This window comes from Caulobacter sp. KR2-114 (assembly GCF_049446115.1).
Taxonomy (GTDB): domain Bacteria; phylum Pseudomonadota; class Alphaproteobacteria; order Caulobacterales; family Caulobacteraceae; genus Acaudatibacter.
The window spans coordinates 596,551-616,720 of record NZ_JBMSEC010000001.1 but is presented as its reverse complement, the minus strand read 5'-3'; the positions used below and the strand labels follow the sequence as shown (position 1 = coordinate 616,720).

Below are 20,170 nucleotides of genomic sequence, written 5' to 3'. Positions count from 1 at the left end.
ATCCCCCTTTGACCGACGATACAACCCTGCCGCCCGACGACTCGCGCCGTGGCGCCGTGGCCCCGATCCACATCGAGGACGAACTCAAGAAGTCCTACCTCGATTACGCCATGAGCGTGATCATCAGCCGGGCGCTGCCGGATGTGCGCGACGGGCTGAAGCCCGTGCACCGGCGCATCCTGTTCTCGATGAACGAGCAGGGCCACACGCCCGACCGGCCCTATGTGAAGTCGGCGCGCGTGGTCGGCGACGTGATGGGCAAGTACCACCCGCACGGCGACACGGCGATCTACGACAGCCTGGTGCGCATGGCGCAGCCGTTCTCCATGGGGCTGGTGCTGATCGACGGCCAGGGCAACTTCGGTTCGATCGACAACGATCCGCCGGCGCAGATGCGCTACACCGAGTGCCGCCTGGCCAAGCCGGCGATGGCGCTGCTGGCCGACATCGATTCCGACACCGTCGACTTCAAGGACAACTACGACGGCAAGGAGAAGGAACCGCACGTCCTGCCGTCGCGGATCCCCAACCTGCTGGTCAACGGCTCGGGCGGCATCGCCGTCGGCATGGCTACCAACATCCCGCCGCACAACCTCGGCGAGGTGATCGACGCCTGCGTGGCGATGATCGACGAGCCGGACGTCGGCCTCGATCGCCTGCTGGACATCGTGCCCGGCCCCGACTTCCCCACCGGCGGCGAGATCATCGGCCGCACGGGCGCGCGGCAGGCGCTGATGACCGGCCGCGGCAGCGTGATCATGCGCGGCGAGGCGACCATCGAGGACATCCGCAAGGACCGCGAGGCCATCGTCATCACCTCGATCCCGTTCCAGGTGAACAAGGCCGCCATGGTCGAGCGGATCGCCGAGCTGGTGCGCGAGAAGCGCATCGAGGGCATCGGCGACCTGCGCGACGAAAGCGACCGCCAGGGCCTGCGGGTGGTGATCGAGCTGAAGCGCGACGCCAGCGCCGAGGTGGTGCTGAACCAGCTCTACCGCTTCACCCCGCTGCAGACCTCGTTCGGCGTCAACGCCCTGGCCATCAACCGCGGCCGGCCCGAGCAGATGGGCCTGAAGGAGATGCTGACCGCCTTCGTCGACTTCCGCGAGGAAGTGGTCGTGCGGCGCACCAAGTTCCACCTGAACAAGGCCCGTGACCGCGGCCACGTGCTGGTGGGGCTGGCCATCGCGGTGGTCAACATCGACGAGGTGATCCACATCATCCGCTCGTCCAAGGACCCGGCCGAGGCGCGCGAGCGCCTGGTCGCCCGCGACTGGCCGGTGGGCGACATGCTGCCGCTGATCGAGCTGATCGCCGACCCGCGTACGGCCCTGATCGTCGACGGGGACGCCAGCGCGGGCGTGCCGGCCGGAGGCTCCCGCGTGCGCCTGTCCGAGGAGCAGGCCCGCGCCATCCTGGCGCTGACCCTGGCCCGCCTGACCGGTCTGGGTCGCGAGGAAATCTTCAACGAAGCCAACGATCTGGCCAAGACTATTGCCGACTTGCTCGAACTTCTGTCGGACCGCGCCAACATCATGGCGGTGGTCCGCGCCGAGCTGATCGAGGTGCGCGACGCCTACGCCGTGCCGCGCCGCACCCAGATCGTCGAGGGCGACGCCGACCTCGAGGACGAGGACCTGATCGTCCGCGAGGACATGGTGATCACGGTCACCCACGGCGGCTATGTGAAGCGCACGCCGCTGTCGACCTATCGCACGCAGCACCGCGGCGGCCGCGGTCGCTCCGGCATGTCGACCAAGGACGAGGATGCCGTCACCCGGGTGTTCTCGGCCTCGACCCACGCGCCGATGCTGTTCTTCTCGTCCGGGGGCAAGGTCTACAAGCTGAAGGTCTGGCGCCTGCCGGTGGGCACGCCGACCTCGCGCGGCAAGGCGTTCGTCAACCTGTTCCCGATCGAGCATGGCGAGACCATGACCTCGATCCTGGCCCTGCCGGAGGACGAGGCGACCTGGGATCGGCTGGACGTGATGTTCGCCACTCGCTCCGGCTCGGTGCGCCGCAACAAGCTCAGCGACTTCGTGCAGGTGAACCGCAACGGCAAGATCGCCATGAAGCTGGACGAGGGCGACTCGATCATCGGCGTGGCCCTGTGCGCAGCCGGCGACGACGTGCTGCTGACCACGGCCGCGGCCCGCTGCATCCGCTTCCCGGTGGAGGACGTGCGGGTGTTCGCCAGCAGGGAATCCACCGGCGTGCGCGGCATCCGCCTGGCCGACGCCGACACGGTGATCTCGATGGCCGTGCTGCGCGGCGTGCCGGCCACGCCGGACGAGCGCGCGGCCTACCTCAAGCACGCGGCCGCCATGCGCAAGGCCGCCGGCGAGGACGACGACGTCGCCGCGCCGGAGGAGGCCGAGGAGGGCGCCGAGGTGGTCGAGGCCGCCGTCGCCCTGTCGCCCGAACGCATCGCCGAGCTGGGCGGGGCCGAGCAGCACATCCTGACCGTGTCGTCCGAGGGCTTTGGCAAGCGCACCAGCGCCTACGACTATCGCCGCACAGGCCGCGGCGGCCAGGGCCTGGCCGCGCACGACCTGTCCAAGCGCGGCGGCCGGCTGGTCGCCAGCTTCCCGGTCGAGGATTCCGACGAGCTGCTGCTGGTCTCCGACCAGGGCCAGCTGATCCGCACCCCCGTGGCGCAGATCCGCATCGCCGGCCGCAACACCCAGGGCGTCACCATCTTCCGCACCGCCGAGAACGAGCACGTGGTCTCGGTGGAGCGCCTGGAAGGCGAGGGCGAGGCGCCGGAGGAGGAGGCTTCGGACGGCGGCGAGACCGCGCCTGAGGGCGGCGAGGACTAGTCTCTCTTCCCCCTCTGGGGGAAGTCCCCGCGAAGCGGGGGTAGGGGGCTCCAGCGGGGCGCTGACCTCCGCCGAGCGCGGGCGCGCGGCAGCCCCCATCCCCGCCTTCGGCGGTGCTTCCCCCAGCGGCGGGAGAGAACCCACTGACCGCAAGCGGGGGAAGAGCGCGCCTCACCCACCGGCAAGGTTGACAGGACGCGGATTTCCTCGTCTTGGGGCTGGGCTTCAGTTTCACCCAGGCTGCGGGGGACGGCATGGCGCGCGTTGGTCTCTATCCGGGGACGTTCGATCCCGCTCACAACGGGCACTTGGACATCATCAGCCGGGCCGTGAAGCTGGTCGACAAGCTGGTGATCGGCGTGGCCGGCAACCCCACCAAGGGGCCGCTGTTCACCCTCGAGGAACGGGTGGAGATCCTGCAGCAGGAGACCACCAGCTGCGCCAAGATCGCCGAGATCGAGGTGATCGGCTACGACGACAAGCTGACCATCCAGCTGGCCCGCGACGTGGGCGCCAACATCATCATCCGCTCGCTGCGCGCCGTGGCCGACTTCGAGTTCGAGTACCAGATGACGGCGATGAACCAGCAGCTGGACCGCGACATCGAGACCGTGTTCCTGATGGCCGACCCGCGCCACCAGGCGATCGCCTCCAGCCTGGTGAAGGTGATCGTGCAGATGGGCGGCGACACCTCGCGCTTCGTGCCGCCGGGGGTGAAGGAGCGGCTGCAGGCCAAGTACGGCCCGGTCTGAGGCCCGCCGATCGGCGCGGCGAAATCGCTATGGCGCGCCGCCGCGTTTGCCTCTAGGGGCATGCGCATGAAATCCGTGTCCGTCACGCTCGCCTGCGTCGCCGCCCTGACCGCCGCCACGGCTCCCGTCTTCGCCAAGACCCGGCCCCAGGCCGCCCCGGCCGCAGCCCCTGCCGCGCCGGCCGCCCCGACGGGCCCCACAGGCCCCGGCGAGGGGGACTGGCGCACGCCCGACCCGCAGAACGTGCTGGTGATCGACACCAGCAAGGGCCGCATCCTGGTCGAGCTGGAGCCGCTCGCCGCGCCCCTGCACGTGCAGCGCGTCAAGGAGCTGGCCCGCGCGCACTTCTACGACGGCCTGACCTTCTTCCGCGTGCTGGAAGGGTTCATGGACCAGACCGGCGACCCCAACAACAACGGCACCGGCGGCTCGGACAAGCCGAACCTGCCGCCGGAGTTCATGTTCCGGCGCGGCGCCGACACCCCGTTCGTCAGCGTGGGCCGGGGCGCGGGCACGGAATGGGGGTTCCTGAACTCGATGGCGGTGGTCAGCCAGCCGATGGACCTGGCCATGATGACCGCCGACCACAAGGTCGCCGCCTTCGGCCCCTTCTGCCAGGGGGTGATCGGCGCGGCGCGGGCCGAGGATCCGGCCAGCGCCAACAGCCAGTTCTACCTGATGCGCGACCCGGCCCACTCGCTGGACCAGAAGTACACCGCGTTCGGCGCGGTGATCAGCGGCCTGGACGTGGTGCGCGCGATCAAGGCCGGCCCCGACCCCTCGGGCGCGGTGCCCGATCCCAAGGACAGCATGACCACGGTGCGCGTGCTGGCCGACCTGCCCGAGGCGCAGCGCCCCAAGGTGCGCGTGCTCGACCCGCGGGGACCCTGGTTCCAGGTGCTGGCCGCCAAGGCGCGCAAGGACAAGGTGATCGAACTGGGTCCGTGCGACGTTGATCTCATCTCCGAAGTGAAGTGACGCCCGCAAAACGCGGCGCGCCCTAACGAAAAGCAAGGAAAGCCCGACCCATGGCCGACGATCCCGAGAACACCCTGATCATGACCCTGGAAACGGGTCCGGTGACCATCCGCCTGCGGCCGGACCTGGCGCCCGGGCACGTGGCGCGGATCAAGGAACTGGCCCGCGAGGGGTTCTACGACGGCGTGGTGTTCCACCGCGTGATCCCGGGCTTCATGGCCCAGGGCGGCGATCCCACGGGCACCGGCACGGGCGGCTCGGACAAGCCGAACCTCACCGCCGAGTTCTCCGCCGAGCCGCACGTGCGCGGCGTCTGCTCCATGGCCCGCACGCCCAACCCGAACAGCGCCAACAGCCAGTTCTTCATCGTGTTCGACGACGCCACCTTCCTGGATCGTCAGTACACGGTTTGGGGCCAGGTGGTTGAGGGCATGGAGCATGTCGACGAACTGCCGGCCGGCGAGCCGCCGACGAGCCCGGGCAAGATCCTCTCGGTCAAGGTCGCGGCGGACGCCTGAGGCCGGGCGCCGTGACGCCGGAGCTGCGGGCGCGGTACGCCGAACCCCACCGGCGCTATCACACCGCCACCCACATCGATGACTGCCTTGCCCGCCTCGCCGAGATCGCCGATCCCGGCGAGGCGGCGCAGCGCGTGCTGACCTGGGCGATCTGGTGGCACGACGCGATCTACGATCCGACCCGCGCCGACAACGAGGCCGCCAGCGCAGAGTTGGCCCGCCGCGACCTGCCGGACCTGGGCGCTTCGCCCGCCGAGGTCGACGAGGTCGCCCGCCTGATCCTGCTGACCGCGGGGCACAGCGTCGCCGCGGGCGACCGGCTGGGGGCGCTGATGGTGTCCATCGACCTGTCGATCCTGGGCGCCGCCCCGGCCATCTACGACGCCTATGCCGCCGCCGTGCGCGCGGAATACGCCCATGTCCCGGCTCCGGCCTTTCGCGCCGGGCGCAGCGCGGTGCTGCAGCGCTTCCTGGCCGCGCCGGCGATCTTCGCCTATCCCGGGTTCGCGGCGCGCTTCGAGGCGGCCGCGCGGGCCAATCTGGCGCGCGAGCTGGCGACCCTGACCTAGAACCGGTTGCCGGTCAGCGCGGCCGCTGCAGCACCACCGTCACCGGCTGGTGGTCGGAGCCCTGCCGGGGCCCGGCCTTGACGCTGACCGTGGTCCAGTCCGACCCGGCATAGACCTGGTCGATGGCCAGGAAGGGCAGGGGGGATCTCAGCCTGAAGGCGCCGAACGGCGCCACCGGCCAGGTGAACAGGGCGCGGGTGCGCCGCTGCAGGCCGAAGCGGGCGTCCTGGCGGCGCAGGGTGAAAGACCAGGGCGTGGAATTCATGTCCCCGGCGACGATCAGGCTGCGGCGGTCGAAGCCCGTGAGAGCCGCCTCCAGCCGGTGCGACTGGTTCTGCTGCGGGCCGGGTGGGATCGGCCAGGTGTAGTGCACGCCCGCCACCGTGAAGGCGTCCGCTCCCGCGCCGAGGGTCACCCAGGCGGCGGAGAGGCGCGCCGGCGGCGGCATCAGGCCGGCCGAGGCGGTGGGCTTCACCCGGGTGAGGATGGTGGTCGAGCATGGCCGCTGCGGCCAGCAGGTGGTGCGATAGGGATATTGCGCCCGCAACAGGTCGGGGATCTCGCCGGCGTGGTCGTTGACCTCCTCCAGCACCACCACGTCCGCGCCCTGGGCGGCGATCCAGCGCGCCGTGCCTTCGGGGTCGAGGTTGCGCTCCCAGAGGTTGAACTGCAGCAGCTTGACGGTCTGTACGCGGCCCTGCGGCGGCGCTGGCGCGCGAAGACGGCCCAGCATCTCGGCCGACAGCAGTTCTGGAGCGATCAGGATGGCCGCGAAGGCGACCGCCGCGAGGCCCAGCGTCAGGGTCGGCCGGGAGCCGTCGAGGCCGGTCGCCAGCCGCAGCAGCACGGCGCCCAGGCCGGCGATCAGGTATAGCGGGGCGAAGTGGGTGAGCACGTCCAGCCAGCGGCTGACCACGCCGCCCAGGGCCAGGAAGCCGAACGCAGCCGCGCCCAGCGCCAACAGGAACGCCAGCGCCCGCAGCGCGACCACCAGCCAATGCAACCCCGCCATGTCCCGCCGCGAGCCAACCGAAACCAGGCGCCCTGGCTAGGCGATTTGCCGCTCGCGCGCCAGGGCGGTCCCCCGGCGCGCGAGCGGGCGCTCCGGGGGAGGCGTCGGGCCTAGTGCCTGGCGGGCGCCTTGCCCTTGCCGCCCATCTCGGCCATCAGCGCCGCCTTGCGCGCCTTGAGCTGCTGGCCCATCGCCTCCAGGTCGTCGTCGCCCTTCTTGGCCTGGGCGAACACGCCGCCCGGCTGCTCCTCTTCCTTGACGTGGTGCTTGATGTACTCGCCCAGCACCTTGACCTTGGCGTCGTAGAATTCGTCGCCGGGCTGCATCGCCTCGATCTCGGCGATCAGCTTCTTGGCCCCGTCGTGCTCGACATAGGCTTCGTCCAGCAGGTCGTCCTCCACCTCGCCGCGCTCGGCCGGATAGAAGATCTCCTCCTCGATCGCGGTGTGCACCTTCAGGGCCAGGGCGATCTTGTTGAACAGCGCCAGCTTTTCGGCGTCGGCCTCCAGCTGTTCGTACTCGTCGAACCAGCCCTCCACCTCACGGTGGTCGGCCTTGAGCAGGCTGATGGCCAGCGGGTCGCGCCGGCCGGTGCGGCGGGTGCGGCCGGAGCGGGCGCCCTTGGTGGACTTGGCATGCGTGGTCTGACCGGTGGCGGCCATAAGTCGTCTCCCTCGAAGGTGATGTTCCAGCCGCCGGTAACCGTTCGCCGAGGGCGCGGTTCCCGCCCCGGCGGGTCTTTCATATCTCTGCCGCAACTCTTTGACCGGCAAAGCTCTCCGGGTGTCGGCAAGGCGACGCTCGAAGCCGCTGCGCCGGATCGTTTTGCCCCGGTTGGCGTTGTTCAGCACCACGGGCGGCGAACGCCCTGCACCGGAGGAAGACACGCCGATGGCAACCGTCGCGCACCGGACCGCGGCCGGGATTTCCTGCGTCGTCTGCGCCTACAATGAGGCCGATCGCATCGGCGCCATCCTGGACGCCATCGTCGGCCATCCCGCCCTGGCCGAGATCATCGTCGTCAACGACGGCTCCACCGACGACACCCTGGCGCGGCTGGCCGCCTGGCCCAGCGTGCGGGTGATCTCGTATGCCGAGAACCGCGGCAAGACCTGGGCCATGGGCCAGGGGGTGAGCGCCGCGCGCGGCGACTGGATCCTGCTGCTGGACGCCGATCTGGCGGGCCTGCGCGCCCGCGACATCGACGCCCTGGCCGCACCGGTGCTGGATGGCCGCGCCGACATGAGCATCAGCCTGCGCCGCAACAGCCTGTGGTTCTACCGGCTGATGGGCCTGGACTTCGTCTCCGGCGAACGGCTGCTGCCGGCCGAGGTGATGGTCGAGGCGGCCAAGGCCATGGCGCGCCTGCCGCGGTGGGGGGCCGAGGCCTGGCTGAACGAACAGGTGCTGGCCCGCCGCCTGCGCCTGGCGGTGGTGGACTGGCCGGGGGTCAGCAACATCCGCAAGCACGAGAAGGTCGGCGCGCTGCAGGGCGCGCTGGAGGAGCTGCGCATGACCGCCGACGCCCTGCGCGTGCTGTCGCCGCTGGGCGTCGCGCGGCAGTACCTGGCCCTGCTCGGCCAGGTGACCCAACCTGCCCGCCCGCCGATGCGCCGGGCGCTGTCGCGCGTCGCCGAGCTTCGCCGCGCCGCTTGACGCTGGGGGCGGGGGTCCCTATCGCCCACCCCGCATGAGACTGGACGCCTTCGACTTTCCGCTGCCCGAGGATCGCATCGCCCTGCGGCCGGCGGTTCCGCGCGACGCCGCGCGCCTGCTGGCGGTGGAGACGGACGGGCAGGGCGCGCCGGGCTTCCGTGATCTGAGCGTGTCGGACCTGCCCTCGGTGCTGCGCGCGGGCGACGCCCTGGTGTTCAACCAGACCCGGGTGATCCCGGCGCGGCTCTCCGGCCAGCGGGTGCGCGAGGACAGCGTTGTGGCTGTCGAGGCGACCTTGCACCGGCGCCTGTCGCCCAGCCGCTGGACCGCCTTCATGCGCCCCGGCAAGCGGCTGAAGGCCGGCGACCGGGTGAGCTTCGGCGAGACCTCCGACCGCGCCTGCCTGCTGGCGGCCCTCGACGCCACCGTCGTCGACAAGGGCGAGGACGGCGAGGTGACCCTGGCGTTCGACCTGTCCGGGCCGGATCTCGACATCGCCATCGCCGAGCGCGGGATGATGCCGCTGCCGCCGTACATCGCCGCGCGCCGCGCCGAGGACGAACAGGATCGCACCGACTACCAGACCGTCTACGCCCGCGACGACGGCTCGGTCGCCGCGCCGACCGCGGGCCTGCACTTCACGCCCGGCCTGCTGCAGACCCTGGCCGACATGGGGGTCTCCGAGCACTTCGTGACCCTGCACGTCGGCGCGGGCACCTTCCTGCCGGTCAAGGTGGACGAGATCAGCGAGCATCGCATGCATCCGGAGTGGGGCGAGGTGACGCCCGAGACCGCCGCCGCCCTGAACGCCGTGCGCGCCGCCGGCGGCCGCATCGTCTGCGTCGGCACCACCTCGCTGCGTCTGCTGGAGAGCGCCGCCACCGAGGACGGGGTGATCCATCCGTTCGCCGACGAGACCGCCATCTTCATCACCCCCGGCTACCGCTTCCGGGCGGCGGACGGGCTGATGACCAATTTCCACCTGCCCAAGTCGACGCTGTTCATGCTGGTCAGCGCCTTCGCGGGGCTCCAGACCATGCGGGCGGCCTACGCCCACGCCATCGAGACCGGCTACCGCTTCTATTCCTACGGCGACGCCTCGCTGCTGTGGCGGGCCGCCTGATGGCCGCCTTTCCCTTCGAGATCGCCGCCACCGACGGCGCCGCGCGCGCCGGGATGCTGAAGACGCCTCGCGGCGACATCGTCACTCCCGCCTTCATGCCGGTCGGCACCGCCGGCACGGTCAAGGCGCTCACCGTCGACCAGGTGAAGGCCTCCGGCGCCCAGATCATCCTCGGCAACACCTACCACCTGATGCTGCGCCCCACCGCCGAGCGGGTGGCGCGGCTGGGCGGGCTGCACCGGTTCATGCGCTGGGACGGGCCGATCCTCACCGATTCCGGCGGCTTCCAGGTGATGAGCCTGTCGAAGATCTCCAAGGTCACCGAGGAGTCGGTCACCTTCCAGAGCCACATCGACGGCTCGCGCCACGCCCTGTCGCCGGAACGCTCGATGCAGATCCAGGCCGACCTGCTGGGCTCCGACATCGTCATGCAGCTGGACGAACTGGTGTCGTGGCCGGCGGAGGAGGGGCGGGCGGCCGACGCCCTGCGCCGCTCGGCCCGCTGGGGCGCGCGCTGCAAGGCCGCCTTCGGGACCCGCGACCGCCAGGCCCTGTTCGGCATCCAGCAGGGCTCGACCATCGAGGCCCTGCGCCGCGAGAGCGCCGAGCGCCTGCTGGAGATCGGCTTCGACGGCTATGCCCTGGGCGGCCTGGCGGTGGGCGAGGGGCATACGGCGATGTGCGAGGTGCTGGACTACGCGCCGGGGCTGCTGCCCGCCGACAGGCCGCGCTACCTGATGGGGGTCGGCAAGCCGATCGACCTGGTGGAGGCGGCCGCGCGCGGCGTCGACATGTTCGACTGCGTGCTGCCCACCCGCTCCGGGCGGCACGGCCAGGCCTGGACCTGGGACGGGCCGATCAACCTGAAGAACGCCCGCTTCGCCGAGGACGAATCGGCGCTGTCGCCGGACGTCGACTGCCCCGCCAGCCGCGACTACACGCGCGCCTACCTGCACCACCTGGTCAAGGCCGACGAGATCCTCGGCCAGGTGCTGCTCTCCTGGCACAACATCGCCTTCTTCCAGCACCTGCTGCGCGAGGTGCGCCAGGCGATCGTCGAGGGGCGGATGGACGCGTTCCGCCGGGCCTTCAAGGCGCGGCAGGCCGGGGAGGGGACGGCGGCGGACGCCTGAACCCCTCACCCTCCCACGCCGCTTGCTGGCGCAAGCGCCGCGGACCCCTCCCTCTCCCTCTCCCTCCGGGAGACGTGATCCTCCCAGCGTCCGCCAAGCCTCTCCTCTCCCATAGGGAGAGGAAGGGGCCCATGGCGCAGCCATGGGAAGGTGAGGGGTTACGCCCCTCACACCCCCCCCTAGTGGATCGGGTACTGCGGCTTGCGATGGCCGCCGTCGTCGACCGGCAGGCTGATCGGGTGCGTCAGGTGGCGCGGGGTGGCGGGCGGCGGGCAGCCGCGGGCTTCGCCCAGGCCCTTCAGATAGGCGCGGCGCACGTCCCCGGAGGTGATCGCGTCCAGCACCAGCTTGTCGTGCTGCTCGGCGCCCGACAGCTTGCGCACGAAGCCGGCGAACGGCAGCAGCGCCTCCGAGCCCGCGTGCAGGCCCTCGCGCGCCAGACGGTCGCGCTTGGCGCGCGTGCTGTCGTCCTCGTCGGCCACCACGTCCAGGTCGTCGCCGAGGGCCACGGTCAGCTCGTTCACCAGGGCCGACAGGTTGCGGCAGGTGGCCGGGTTCGGCCGGGCGTACGGATCGGCCATCGCCGCCAGCAGCACCGGCGGGATCTTCTGGCGCATCAGGTTCATGTCGTGCATCGGCGCGGCGGCGGCCATGCCGACGCTGGACTGGCCGGCCTGGTCCGGCGTCTGCAGCTGGCCCGGCGGCGGCGGGTCGGCCAAGGCGAGGACGGGAACCGCGAGGGCGGCGATCAGGGCGGGGATCAGGGCGGCGGGGGGGGCCAGGAGTCTGCGCATGCCGCTGTTCTAACTTGACCGGGGCGGGTCCGCCAAGCGGCCGTGCGCGCCAGCGGCGCCGGTGACGGGAACGCTTGATTTATTGGCGGCTTGCGGCCATGGCAGGCGCCCGACTATGGTCCGCGCCGCTTTGACGGCGCCCGGCGCAAGCCTGGGGACCGTCCAAGGGGGCCGGTAGCTCAGCGGTAGAGCATTCGACTTTTAATCGAATGGTCGTGGGTTCGATCCCCACCCGGCCTACCAATCGCCATTTACGCCGCTGGCGCCGAGGCGCCGGCCTCAGCGCTTCCTGTTCGGATTGTCCGGACCGTCCTTCAGATGAGCCTGGCCGCCCTGGCCCAGGCCCGCGCCGGCGCCTTCCTGCCCGGCGGTCTCTTCACGATGGGCGCGCTCGGCCTCGAACTCGTCCAGCGGGTCGCGCTGGCCGGGCTGGGCCTTGGTGTCGTTGCACGGCTGGGGCGTGCGGGGATCGGCCATGGAGGCTCCTGCGGCAGGGTTGGGCTCGCCTGGGAAACGGGCAAGCATGGCCGTCGTTCCCCGGTGATCGCCTTCGTCCGGCCCGGACGGGGCGCGTAGACGGGCCAGCCGTTCCGCAGGTCCGCCCCGGGCGAGCGGGGGGGGGCTGGGCGCCGCCTTAGCCGCGATAGATTTCGGACAGGGTCTGCAACACCCGCACGGCGTTGGGATCAGCCAGGCGGTAGTAGATGGTCTGGGCGTCGCGGCGGGTGGCGACCAGACCCTCCGCGCGCATCTTGGCCAGGTGCTGCGAGGCCGCCGACTGGGCGAGGTTCGCGTGCTCGGCCAGCGCGCCCACCGATGCCTCACCCTCGATCATGCGGCACAGCAGCAGCAGTCGCTGTTCGCTGGCCAGCAGCTTCAGCAGCCGCGCCGCCGAGTGGGCGCAGGCCTCCAGGGCCGAGCCGTCGGACTGTCGTTCGGCGAGAAGGGCGGGGCGCGGCGGCGTTGGCATATTCCTGATGTAGAATATGCGCAGACGAATTCAAGCAAGCCCTGCCGGGGCGACCGTGCGGTCGTCGGGCCGCCGACTCCCCTCAGCCGGGGTCGGCGGCCGCCCATCGTCGCGCAGCACGACGTAGATCGCGGGGATCACCAGCACCGTCAGCAAGGTGGAGGAGGCCAGGCCGAACAGCAGCGAGATCGCCAGGCCCTGGAAGATTGGGTCGCTGAGGATCACCGCCGCGCCGATCATCGCCGCCAGGGCCGTGAGCAGGATGGGCTTGAAGCGGATCGCCCCGGCCTCCAGCAGCACGTCGCGCAGCGGCCGTCCCTCGCCCTGGGCGTGGCGGATGAAGTCCACCAGCAGGATCGAGTTGCGCACGATGATCCCCGCCAGGGCGATGAAGCCGATCATCGAGGTGGCGGTGAACGGGGCGTGGAACAGGATATGGCCCAGAACGATCCCCACCAGCGTCAGCGGGATCGGCGTCAGGATCACCAGCGGCAGGCGGAAGCTCTTGAACTGCGCCACCACCAGCACGTAGATGCCCAGAATGGCGATGCCGAAGGCCGCGCCCATGTCGCGGAAGGTCACCCAGGTGATCTCCCACTCGCCGTCCCACAGCACGGTGGGACGCGCCTCGCTCTGTGGCTGGCCATGCAGCCGCACGTCCGGCTTCGGCAGGCCCTTCCAGTCGGTGTCGGCGATCGCCTTGTCCACGTCGAGCATGCCGTAGATCGGCGCCTCGTAGGCGCCGGCCAGTTCGGCCATCACCATGTCCACGTCGCGGCCGTCGCGGCGGAACACGCGCGTGGAGCCGGCCTCGCGGGTCGCGTCGGTCACCTCGCCGAGCGACACCAGCCGCCCGTCGGCCGCTCTGGCCACCGGCAGGGCCTCCAGCCCCTGGCCCCAGGTGCGGGCCGACTGCGGCAGGCGCACGGAAATCTCCAGCGGGTCGCGATCCTGGCCGCGGTGGGCGTAGCCAAGCACCTGGCCGCCGAGGGCGGCGCCCAGGCTGTCGTAGATTTCGCGGTCGGCGACGCCCAGCGCCTCCAGGCGCTCGCGATCGGCGACCAGCCGCAGACCTGGCCGCGGATGGCCGTAGCTGTCGTCCACGTCGACGATGTAGGGCACGGAACGGAAGATCGCCTTCACCCGCTCCGCGACGGCGCGCCGCGTGGCCGCGTCCGGGCCATAGATCTCGGCCAGCAGGGTGGCCATCACCGGCGGTCCGGGCGGCGCCTCCACCACCTTGATCACCGCGCCCGGCGGCAGGGCCAGCCGGCCCAACCGCTGGCGCAGGTCCAGCGCGACGGCGTGGCTGTCGCGATGGCGCGCATCCTTTGGCGCCAGGGTGACGGCCAAGTCGCCCTGTTCGGCCCGGTTGCGCAGATAGTAATGCCGCACGAGGCCGTTGAAGTTGAATGGAGAGGCTGTGCCGGCGTAGCCGTCGATGGCGGTCACCTCGGGCACGCCGTGGGCGATGACCGCCGCATCGGCCAGGGTGCGCTGGGTCTCCTCCAGCGAGGTCCCTTCGGTCAGGTTCACCAGCACCTGCAGCTCGGACTTGTTGTCGAACGGCAGCAGCTTCACCGTCACCGTGCGGGTAGCGAACATGGCGCAGGCGACAAGTGTCGCCAGGCCGACGCCGATGAGGAACCGCCAGGCTCCGCGGCGGGTGGCGATCACCCGGCCGGCAACCCGTCGATAGAGCCGGCCCAGCGGACCCTCGTCATGGCCGCCGTGCGCCCCGCCGGCCGCCACCGCCTTGCGCGCGAAGCGCACCATGAGCCATGGGGCGATCACCACCGCGACGAAGAACGAGAACACCATCGCCGCCGATGCGTTGACCGGGATCGGCGCCATGTAGGGGCCCATCAGGCCGCTGACGAACAGCATTGGCAGCAGGGCGGCGACCACGGTCATGGTGGCGACCACGGTGGGATTGCCCACCTCGGCCACGGCGTCCACCGCGGCGTCGACGCGGCTGCGGCCGTCAGCCATCGCCCAGTGCCGGGCGATGTTCTCGATCATCACGATAGCGTCGTCGACCAGGATGCCGATCGAGAAGATCAGGGCGAACAGGCTGACCCGGTTGATGGTGTAGCCCATCAGATTGGAGGCGAAGAGCGTCAGCAGGATGGTGGTGGGGATGACGATCGCCGTCACCGCCGCCTCGCGCCAGCCGATGGCGAAGCCGATCAGCGCCACGATCGAGATCGTCGCCAGCGCCAAGTGGAACAGCAGATCGTTGGCCTTCTCATTGGCGGTCTGGCCGTAGTCGCGGGTCACCGCGACATCCAGACTGGGCGGCAGCAGGGCGCCCTTCAGCGTCTCGACGCGGTCCAGCACCGCCTTGGACACCACCACCGCGTTGGCGCCCTTGCGCTTGGCGATGGCCAGGCTGACCGCCGGGGCGCTGGTCCAGCGATCACCGACGCGCACCGAGCGCCAGGCGCGCGCCTGGTCCTCGCGCGGCGCCTCGACCACTTTGGCCACGTCGCGCACATAGACCCGCTCGCCCTTGGCCGAGGGCAGCGCCAGCAGGCCGATCTCGGCGGGCGTTCCCAGGGTGTGGCCGGCGGTGACGTCCACGGCCTGGCCGCCGTTGCGCACGGAGCCGGCGGGGAAGGCGCGGTTGGCCTGGCGCACGGTGTCCATCAGCGCCCCCAGCGACACGCCGTGCTGCGCCAGCCGGGCCGGATCAGGCTCGATGCGCAGCTCTTCGGGGCGGCCGCCGACGATGAAGGTCAGGCCGACGTCGTCCACCTTGGCGATCTCGGTGCGCAGCTTGCCCGCGATCTCGTACAGCGCCTGGTCGTTCCAGGCCCCGGCCGCGCCCGGCTTGGGCGATAGGGTCAGCACCAGGCCCGGCACGTCGTTGATGCCGCGGGTCTGGATTAGCGGCTCGGGTATGCCGGCAGGAATGCGATCGTAGTTGGCGCGCACCTTCTCGTGGATGCGCACCGCGGCGGCGTCCGGATCGACCCCCACCTTGAAGCGGGCGGTCACCATCACCTGGTTGTCCTCGGCGAAGGTGTAGACGTGGTCCACCTGGGCGACGCTCTTGACGATGGTCTCCAGCGGCTTGCCCACCAGCTCCACCGCATCGGGCGCGCGCAGGCCAGGCGCCTGCACCAGGATGTCGACCATCGGCACGCTGATCTGCGGCTCCTCCTCGCGGGGGATCGAGACCAGGGCCAGCAGGCCGGCCGCGAGGGCCGCGAGCAGCAGCAGCGGGGTCAGCGGCGAGTTGATGGTGGCGCGCGTCAGGCGCCCTGAGAGGCCGAGGTTCATTGGCCGGCGACCGCCGGCGTCAGCACATCGCCGTCGCGCAGGCCCGACAGCACCTCGACGCTGTCAGGCGCCGGACCGGCGGTGGTCTGCACCGGAATTTCGGACACCGTCCCGTCGGGGCGCACCAGCCGGGCGTAGTCGAGGCCGAACCGGGTGGCGATATAGCGGCGCGGCGCGATCAGCGCCTGGCGGCGGCCGATCACGACGGCGGCGCGCACCCGCTGGCCGATCAGGTCCTTCGGCAGGCCCTCGGCGGTCACGTCTGCGGTGACCTGGCCGCCGCTGACCGACGGATAGACCTGGGTCACCGTTCCCTGCGAGGCCGCCCCATGCAGGTCCTCGGCGTTCAGGGTCACGGTATCGCCGACCTTCAGGGCGGCGGCCTCGGCTTCCGGCAACGCCAGCCGGACGACCACCGGGCCGGCGGTGATCCGCGCCACGCTCTGGCCGGGCATCACCACGGAGCCAATGGGGGTGTCGGCGGTCAGCACCTTGCCGGCGGCCGGCGCAAGGATCGCGCCCTGGGCGCCGACGGCGGCGCTGGCTCCACGCTGGGCGCGGGCGGCGGCAAGGGCGGCGTTGGCGGCCTTGGCCTGGGCCTCCACCTGGTCCAGCCGGGCCTGGGCGTAGACCCCGTGCGAAAACAGGTCGCGGGTGCGCGCCAGGTCGGCCTGGGCGCGGGTCGCCTCGGCGGCGGCGGCGGTCACCTGCGCATCGTAGGCGTGGGTCTCCATGGACAGCCGCTCGTCCTGCACCCGGGCGATCACCTGGCCCTGGCGCACACTGTCGCCTTCCTTGACCGTGAGGCTGACCAGCAGACCGGCGATCCGGGCGCGCGCGTCGGCCATGTCGCGGGTGGTCAGGACGGCCGGAACCGGCTTGAGATCGGGCACGGTCTGGGTGTGGAGCGTCAGGCGGCCGGCTGCCGGCGCAGTCTCCGCCGGAGGCGGCGCCGGCCTGGGCGGGGCGCATGCCGCCAGCGTCAGCGCGAGTGCGCCGGCGAGTGCTCCGCCGCGCCCGGCCCAGCGTGCGTCTGCGGCCACGAGGGAGGCCAAGGCCGGCGCCCTCAACGCGCGTCGCGGACACCGCCTGTGGCGGTGTCCAGCGTGACGGTGGGCAGGCGCTGGGCCTTCCACGCCATGATCCCGCCCGCCAGGTGGGCATCGATGTCGTGACCGGCGGCCTGACAGCGCTCCACCGCCATGCCTGAGCGCTTGCCTGAACCGCACTGGAACACGATCAGACGGTCGCCAGCCTTAGGCAGGGCGGCCGGATCGAAGGTCGACAGCGGAAAGTTCACCGCGCCATGGATGCGCTCGGCGGCGAACTCGGCCGGCTCGCGCACGTCGACGAGGATGATCTCATGAGCGTCCAGGGCCGCCTTGACGGCCGAGGGGGGCAGGTCGCGGATCCTGGCGGCTGGCATGGGTCTGTTTCCTCCGGGTTGGACGGGACGTTGCAGAAGACGCGCGACAGGGGCTCGGCCACGCCGGGCCGCGGACCGCCGCGCCGGGCGGCGCCTCGTCGGCGGCCGGGGCCCTCATCGCAGAACCATAGAAAGTTTCATGATTGCGCATATGCGATTATTCAAATATTCAGTCAAGCCTCGATGCTGCGACCTTAAGGCCCCCGCCTGGGACGCGGTGTGATGCAGATCAAGGTCCGCAGCGGGTTTCGGGCTCAGCTTCGGACCGTTCGCGGCGCGAACGGGAGGAATGGGCAGATGGGAAAAGCGCGGATTGTAATCCTCGGCGCTGGCCTTGGCGGCGCGATCGCCGCCTTCGAGGTCAAGCGCGAGGTCGGCGATCGGGCCGACGTCAGCGTCGTCAACCAGGGCGAAGTGTTTCACTTCGTGCCGTCCAACCCCTGGGTCGCGGTGGGCTGGCGGGAGCGCGAGGCGATCGAGGTGTCACTCCCGGCGGTGTTCAAGCGCAAGGGGATAGGGTTCACTGGCGTCGGCGCCGCCAGGGTCGATCCCGCGGAGAACCGCCTCCAGCTGAACGACGGATCGAGCCTCGACTACGACTATCTGGTGATCGCCACCGGTCCGGAACTGGCCTTCGACGAGATCGCCGGCCTGGGCCCGGAAGGCTTCACCCAGTCGATCTGCCACATCGATCACGCGGAAAAGGCGGCCGAGGCCTTCGAGCGCTATTGCCAGTCCCCAGGGCCGATCGTGGTTGGGGCGGTGCAGGGCGCCTCCTGCTTCGGCCCCGCCTACGAGTTCGCCATGATCCTCGATACGGAGCTGAAGCGCCGGCGCCTGCGCGACCGCGCGCCGATAACCTTCGTCACTTCCGAACCCTATATCGGCCATCTCGGCCTGGACGGGGTCGGCGACACCAAGGGGCTGCTGGAGAGCGAGATGCGCCAGCGGCACATCAAGTGGATCACGAACGCCCGGGTCGCCTCGGTGGAGGCGGCCCTGATGCATGTCGAGGAAGTCGGCGAGGACGGCGCTGTCAAGGCCACGCACGAGCTGCCGTTCGCCTTCTCGATGATGCTGCCGGCGTTCCGCGGGGTGGGGGCCGTACGCGGCCTGGAGGGGCTCACCAATCCTCGCGGCTTCGTCGTCGTCGACGCCAGGCAGCGCAACCCGGCGTATCCCAACGTCTTCGCCCTGGGGGTCTGTGTCGCCATCGCCCCCACGGGCAAGACGCCCGTGCCGGTGGGGGTGCCCAAGACCGGATTCATGATCGAGAGCATGGTCACGGCCATCGCGCGCAACCTCGGCGCTCTTACCCAGGGCGGCGAGGCGACCCACGAGGCGAGCTGGAACGCCATCTGCCTGGCCGACTTCGGCGACGGCGGGGTGGCGTTCATCGCTCAGCCGCAGATCCCGCCGCGCAACGTCAACTGGTCGTCCAGCGGCAAGTGGGTGCACCTGGCCAAGGTCGGCTTCGAGAAATACTTCCTCGGCAAGGTCCGCCGGGGCGAAAGCGAGCCGTTCTACGAAAAGCTGGCCCTGGACGTCATGGGCGTCCGCAAGCTCAAGGCGTGACGCCGGTGCGCGCGCACGCCTGCCTCCCGCCGAAGTCGCCGCGCCCCGCGGCGCCGGTGTGCAATCCGGAGATCAGATCATGACCCTCGACCGCGCCGTGCTGGCGTTCGCCGGTTTTGTCGTCCTGCTGGGCGTCGCGCTGGCCTACTTCATCCATCCGTGGTGGATCGCCCTGTCGGCCTTCGCCGGCCTGAACATGATCCAGGCTTCGTTCACCGGAGTCTGCCCAGCGGCCATGGTGTTCAAGGCGCTGGGCGTGAAGCCGGGGACCGCCTTCCGATGAGGCGCGTCCGGGGTCTGGTGGCGCTGATCGCGGCCCTTGTCCTCGCGGCCCCCTCCGTCCACGCCCTGTCGCTCGAAGACGCCGTCGCCCTGGCCCGGCGCAGCAATCCCGATCTCGCTGCGGCCCGCGCCCAGGCCGACGCCGCGACCGCGCGGCTGAAGCAGGCGCAGGCCGGACGCCTGCCGACCGTCACCCTGAGCGGCGAGGCGGGGACCGGGACCACGGACCTTGGGGGGTTCTTCGGGTTCGGTCGGGCCGACGTGCGTCCCCGCGCCGGCGCGGTGGAGCTGCGCCAGCCGCTATTCGCCGGCGGCGCCCTGACGGCGGCGGTGGAGGGCGCGCGGGCGGGCCGTGACGCCGCCCTTGCCCGGGCCGCCGGCGCCGAGGCGCTGCTGTCGGCCCAGGCGGCGGAGGCCTATGTCGGCGTGCAGTCGGCAGAACAGATGTTGGCCCTGCTGGACGTCCAGGTCACCCAGACTACCGAGGTGGAGCGCCAGGCGCGCCTGCGCTTCGAGCATGGTGAGATCGCGCGCACCGACGTGGCCCAGGCCGAGGCGCGGCTGGCCGCCGCCCGGGCGGCGCTCGCCCGCGGGCAGGGCGCCTTGGAACAGCGCCGCGCGCACTTCACAGCCGTGACCGGCGCCGAACCGTCAGGCCTGGAACCGTCGACGCCGCCCGCCGACCTGCCCGCCAGCCTCGACGAGGCGCTGGCGGCGGCAGAACGCAGCAGTCCAAGCCTGCGTGCGGCCGAGTCGACCCTGGCCGCCGCCGAGGCCGCCGTGCGCGGCGCGGAGGGCGCCCGCGCGCCCAGCCTTGCGTTCACCGCAAGCGCCTCGGCCGTGCGCGACCAGTTCTTCCCCGGCTATCAGGCCAACGACGTCACCGTGGGCGTACAAGGGCGCTGGGTGGTGTTTTCGGGTGGTGCGGTCAGCGGGCGGATCGCCGAGGCGCAGGCCGATCGTCGGGCGGCGCAGGCAGGCCGTGACGGCGCTCGGGCCCAGCTGCGTGAGGCGGTCACCGGCGCCTGGGCCGATCTGGTGGCCGCCAGGTCCATGATCCGCGCCGCCGACGCCCAGGTCCAGGCCGCCGACAGCGCGCTGGACAGCGTCGCCAACGAGGTGCGCGTGGGCCAGAAGCCTACCCTCGATCTGCTGGATGCTCAAAGCGACCGCCTGGCGGCACAGGCTGCGCTGATAGACGCCCGGGGCCAGGCCGTGGCCGCCGCCTGGCGCCTGCGCGCGCTGCTGGGCGCCGACTGACGCGCGCACCGGCGGTGG

The 20,170-nt window shown here is 71.3% G+C and carries 19 protein-coding genes and 1 tRNA gene; 12 read left to right on the top strand and 8 right to left on the bottom strand.

Annotation, left to right across the window (positions count from 1 at the left end):
- Window positions 1-8 precede the first annotated feature (8 nt).
- The 5 genes from gyrA (at window position 9) to ACO2Q3_RS02685 (ending at window position 5,636) form a co-directional block, all read left to right on the top strand.
- Window positions 9-2,819, top strand: a complete 2,811-nt coding sequence (gene gyrA, locus ACO2Q3_RS02705) for a DNA gyrase subunit A (protein ID WP_423304868.1) — start codon at window positions 9-11, stop codon at window positions 2,817-2,819.
- A 254-nt stretch (window positions 2,820-3,073) separates the two neighbouring features.
- Complete coding sequence (gene coaD, locus ACO2Q3_RS02700) at window positions 3,074-3,571, top strand: pantetheine-phosphate adenylyltransferase (protein ID WP_423304867.1); 498 nt, start codon at window positions 3,074-3,076, stop codon at window positions 3,569-3,571.
- Window positions 3,572-3,637: 66 nt separating this feature from the next.
- Window positions 3,638-4,549, top strand: a complete 912-nt coding sequence (locus tag ACO2Q3_RS02695; RefSeq protein WP_423304866.1) for a peptidylprolyl isomerase — start codon at window positions 3,638-3,640, stop codon at window positions 4,547-4,549.
- 50 nt (window positions 4,550-4,599) lie between these two features.
- Window positions 4,600-5,067, top strand: coding sequence for a peptidylprolyl isomerase (locus ACO2Q3_RS02690; protein ID WP_423304865.1), 468 nt, complete (start codon window positions 4,600-4,602; stop codon window positions 5,065-5,067).
- 11 nt (window positions 5,068-5,078) lie between these two features.
- The gene (locus ACO2Q3_RS02685; protein WP_423304864.1) at window positions 5,079-5,636 is read left to right on the top strand and encodes a phosphohydrolase; all 558 of its coding nucleotides are present in this window, start codon (window positions 5,079-5,081) and stop codon (window positions 5,634-5,636) included.
- Between the two features lie 13 nt (window positions 5,637-5,649).
- On the opposite strand, the gene ACO2Q3_RS02680 is transcribed toward ACO2Q3_RS02685, so the two are convergent.
- Entirely contained in the window at window positions 5,650-6,648 is a 999-nt protein-coding gene (locus ACO2Q3_RS02680) for an endonuclease/exonuclease/phosphatase family protein (protein WP_423304862.1), read from the bottom strand.
- Between the two features lie 110 nt (window positions 6,649-6,758).
- Window positions 6,759-7,310 carry a hemerythrin domain-containing protein gene (locus ACO2Q3_RS02675; protein WP_423304860.1) on the bottom strand — a complete coding sequence of 184 codons (552 nt, stop codon included), beginning with the start codon at window positions 7,308-7,310 and terminating at the stop codon, window positions 6,759-6,761.
- Between the two features lie 229 nt (window positions 7,311-7,539).
- Here ACO2Q3_RS02675 and ACO2Q3_RS02670 point away from each other — a divergent pair, with 229 nt between their 5' ends.
- Genes ACO2Q3_RS02670 through tgt form a run of 3 tightly spaced genes read left to right on the top strand, consistent with a single transcriptional unit; the run spans window position 7,540 to window position 10,560 of the window.
- Window positions 7,540-8,304, top strand: a complete 765-nt coding sequence (locus tag ACO2Q3_RS02670) for a glycosyltransferase family 2 protein (RefSeq protein ID WP_423304859.1) — start codon at window positions 7,540-7,542, stop codon at window positions 8,302-8,304.
- A gap of 34 nt (window positions 8,305-8,338) precedes the next feature.
- Window positions 8,339-9,427, top strand: coding sequence for a tRNA preQ1(34) S-adenosylmethionine ribosyltransferase-isomerase QueA (gene queA, locus ACO2Q3_RS02665; protein WP_423304857.1), 1,089 nt, complete (start codon window positions 8,339-8,341; stop codon window positions 9,425-9,427).
- Window positions 9,427-10,560 (top strand): tRNA guanosine(34) transglycosylase Tgt, encoded by a 1,134-nt coding sequence (tgt, locus tag ACO2Q3_RS02660; protein WP_423304855.1) that lies wholly within the window; start codon window positions 9,427-9,429, stop codon window positions 10,558-10,560. The genes queA and tgt overlap by 1 nt, the downstream gene beginning before the upstream one ends.
- A 179-nt stretch (window positions 10,561-10,739) precedes the next feature.
- Here tgt and ACO2Q3_RS02655 read toward each other — a convergent pair whose 3' ends face one another.
- On the bottom strand, window positions 10,740-11,354 hold the full coding sequence (locus tag ACO2Q3_RS02655; protein WP_423304853.1) for a hypothetical protein: 615 nt from the start codon (window positions 11,352-11,354) through the stop codon (window positions 10,740-10,742).
- Window positions 11,355-11,522: 168 nt separating this feature from the next.
- Here ACO2Q3_RS02655 and ACO2Q3_RS02650 point away from each other — a divergent pair.
- Window positions 11,523-11,597 (top strand) — tRNA-Lys (locus tag ACO2Q3_RS02650).
- 36 nt (window positions 11,598-11,633) lie between these two features.
- Here the strand turns inward: ACO2Q3_RS02650 and ACO2Q3_RS02645 are convergent.
- The 5 genes from ACO2Q3_RS02645 to ACO2Q3_RS02625 all read right to left on the bottom strand — a co-directional run bounded on the left by ACO2Q3_RS02645 (window position 11,634) and on the right by ACO2Q3_RS02625 (window position 17,035).
- Entirely contained in the window at window positions 11,634-11,831 is a 198-nt protein-coding gene (locus ACO2Q3_RS02645) for a hypothetical protein (RefSeq protein ID WP_423304852.1), read from the bottom strand.
- A gap of 157 nt (window positions 11,832-11,988) precedes the next feature.
- Window positions 11,989-12,324, bottom strand: coding sequence for an ArsR/SmtB family transcription factor (locus ACO2Q3_RS02640; RefSeq protein WP_423304850.1), 336 nt, complete (start codon window positions 12,322-12,324; stop codon window positions 11,989-11,991).
- A gap of 30 nt (window positions 12,325-12,354) precedes the next feature.
- Window positions 12,355-15,609 carry an efflux RND transporter permease subunit gene (locus tag ACO2Q3_RS02635; protein ID WP_423304849.1) on the bottom strand — a complete coding sequence of 1,085 codons (3,255 nt, stop codon included), beginning with the start codon at window positions 15,607-15,609 and terminating at the stop codon, window positions 12,355-12,357.
- On the bottom strand, window positions 15,606-16,664 hold the full coding sequence (locus ACO2Q3_RS02630) for an efflux RND transporter periplasmic adaptor subunit (protein ID WP_423304848.1): 1,059 nt from the start codon (window positions 16,662-16,664) through the stop codon (window positions 15,606-15,608). Before ACO2Q3_RS02630 ends, ACO2Q3_RS02635 begins: the two co-directional genes overlap by 4 nt.
- An 11-nt stretch (window positions 16,665-16,675) precedes the next feature.
- On the bottom strand, window positions 16,676-17,035 hold the full coding sequence (locus ACO2Q3_RS02625; protein WP_423304846.1) for a rhodanese-like domain-containing protein: 360 nt from the start codon (window positions 17,033-17,035) through the stop codon (window positions 16,676-16,678).
- A 297-nt stretch (window positions 17,036-17,332) separates the two neighbouring features.
- Between ACO2Q3_RS02625 and ACO2Q3_RS02620 the strand changes: the two genes are divergently transcribed.
- The 3 genes from ACO2Q3_RS02620 to ACO2Q3_RS02610 all read left to right on the top strand — a co-directional run bounded on the left by ACO2Q3_RS02620 (window position 17,333) and on the right by ACO2Q3_RS02610 (window position 20,152).
- Complete coding sequence (locus ACO2Q3_RS02620) at window positions 17,333-18,610, top strand: NAD(P)/FAD-dependent oxidoreductase (RefSeq protein ID WP_423304845.1); 1,278 nt, start codon at window positions 17,333-17,335, stop codon at window positions 18,608-18,610.
- Window positions 18,611-18,689: 79 nt separating this feature from the next.
- Entirely contained in the window at window positions 18,690-18,893 is a 204-nt protein-coding gene (locus ACO2Q3_RS02615; RefSeq protein WP_423304843.1) for a YgaP family membrane protein, read from the top strand.
- Window positions 18,890-20,152 (top strand): TolC family outer membrane protein, encoded by a 1,263-nt coding sequence (locus tag ACO2Q3_RS02610; RefSeq protein ID WP_423304842.1) that lies wholly within the window; start codon window positions 18,890-18,892, stop codon window positions 20,150-20,152. Before ACO2Q3_RS02615 ends, ACO2Q3_RS02610 begins: the two co-directional genes overlap by 4 nt.
- The last annotated feature ends 18 nt before the right edge of the window (window positions 20,153-20,170 follow it).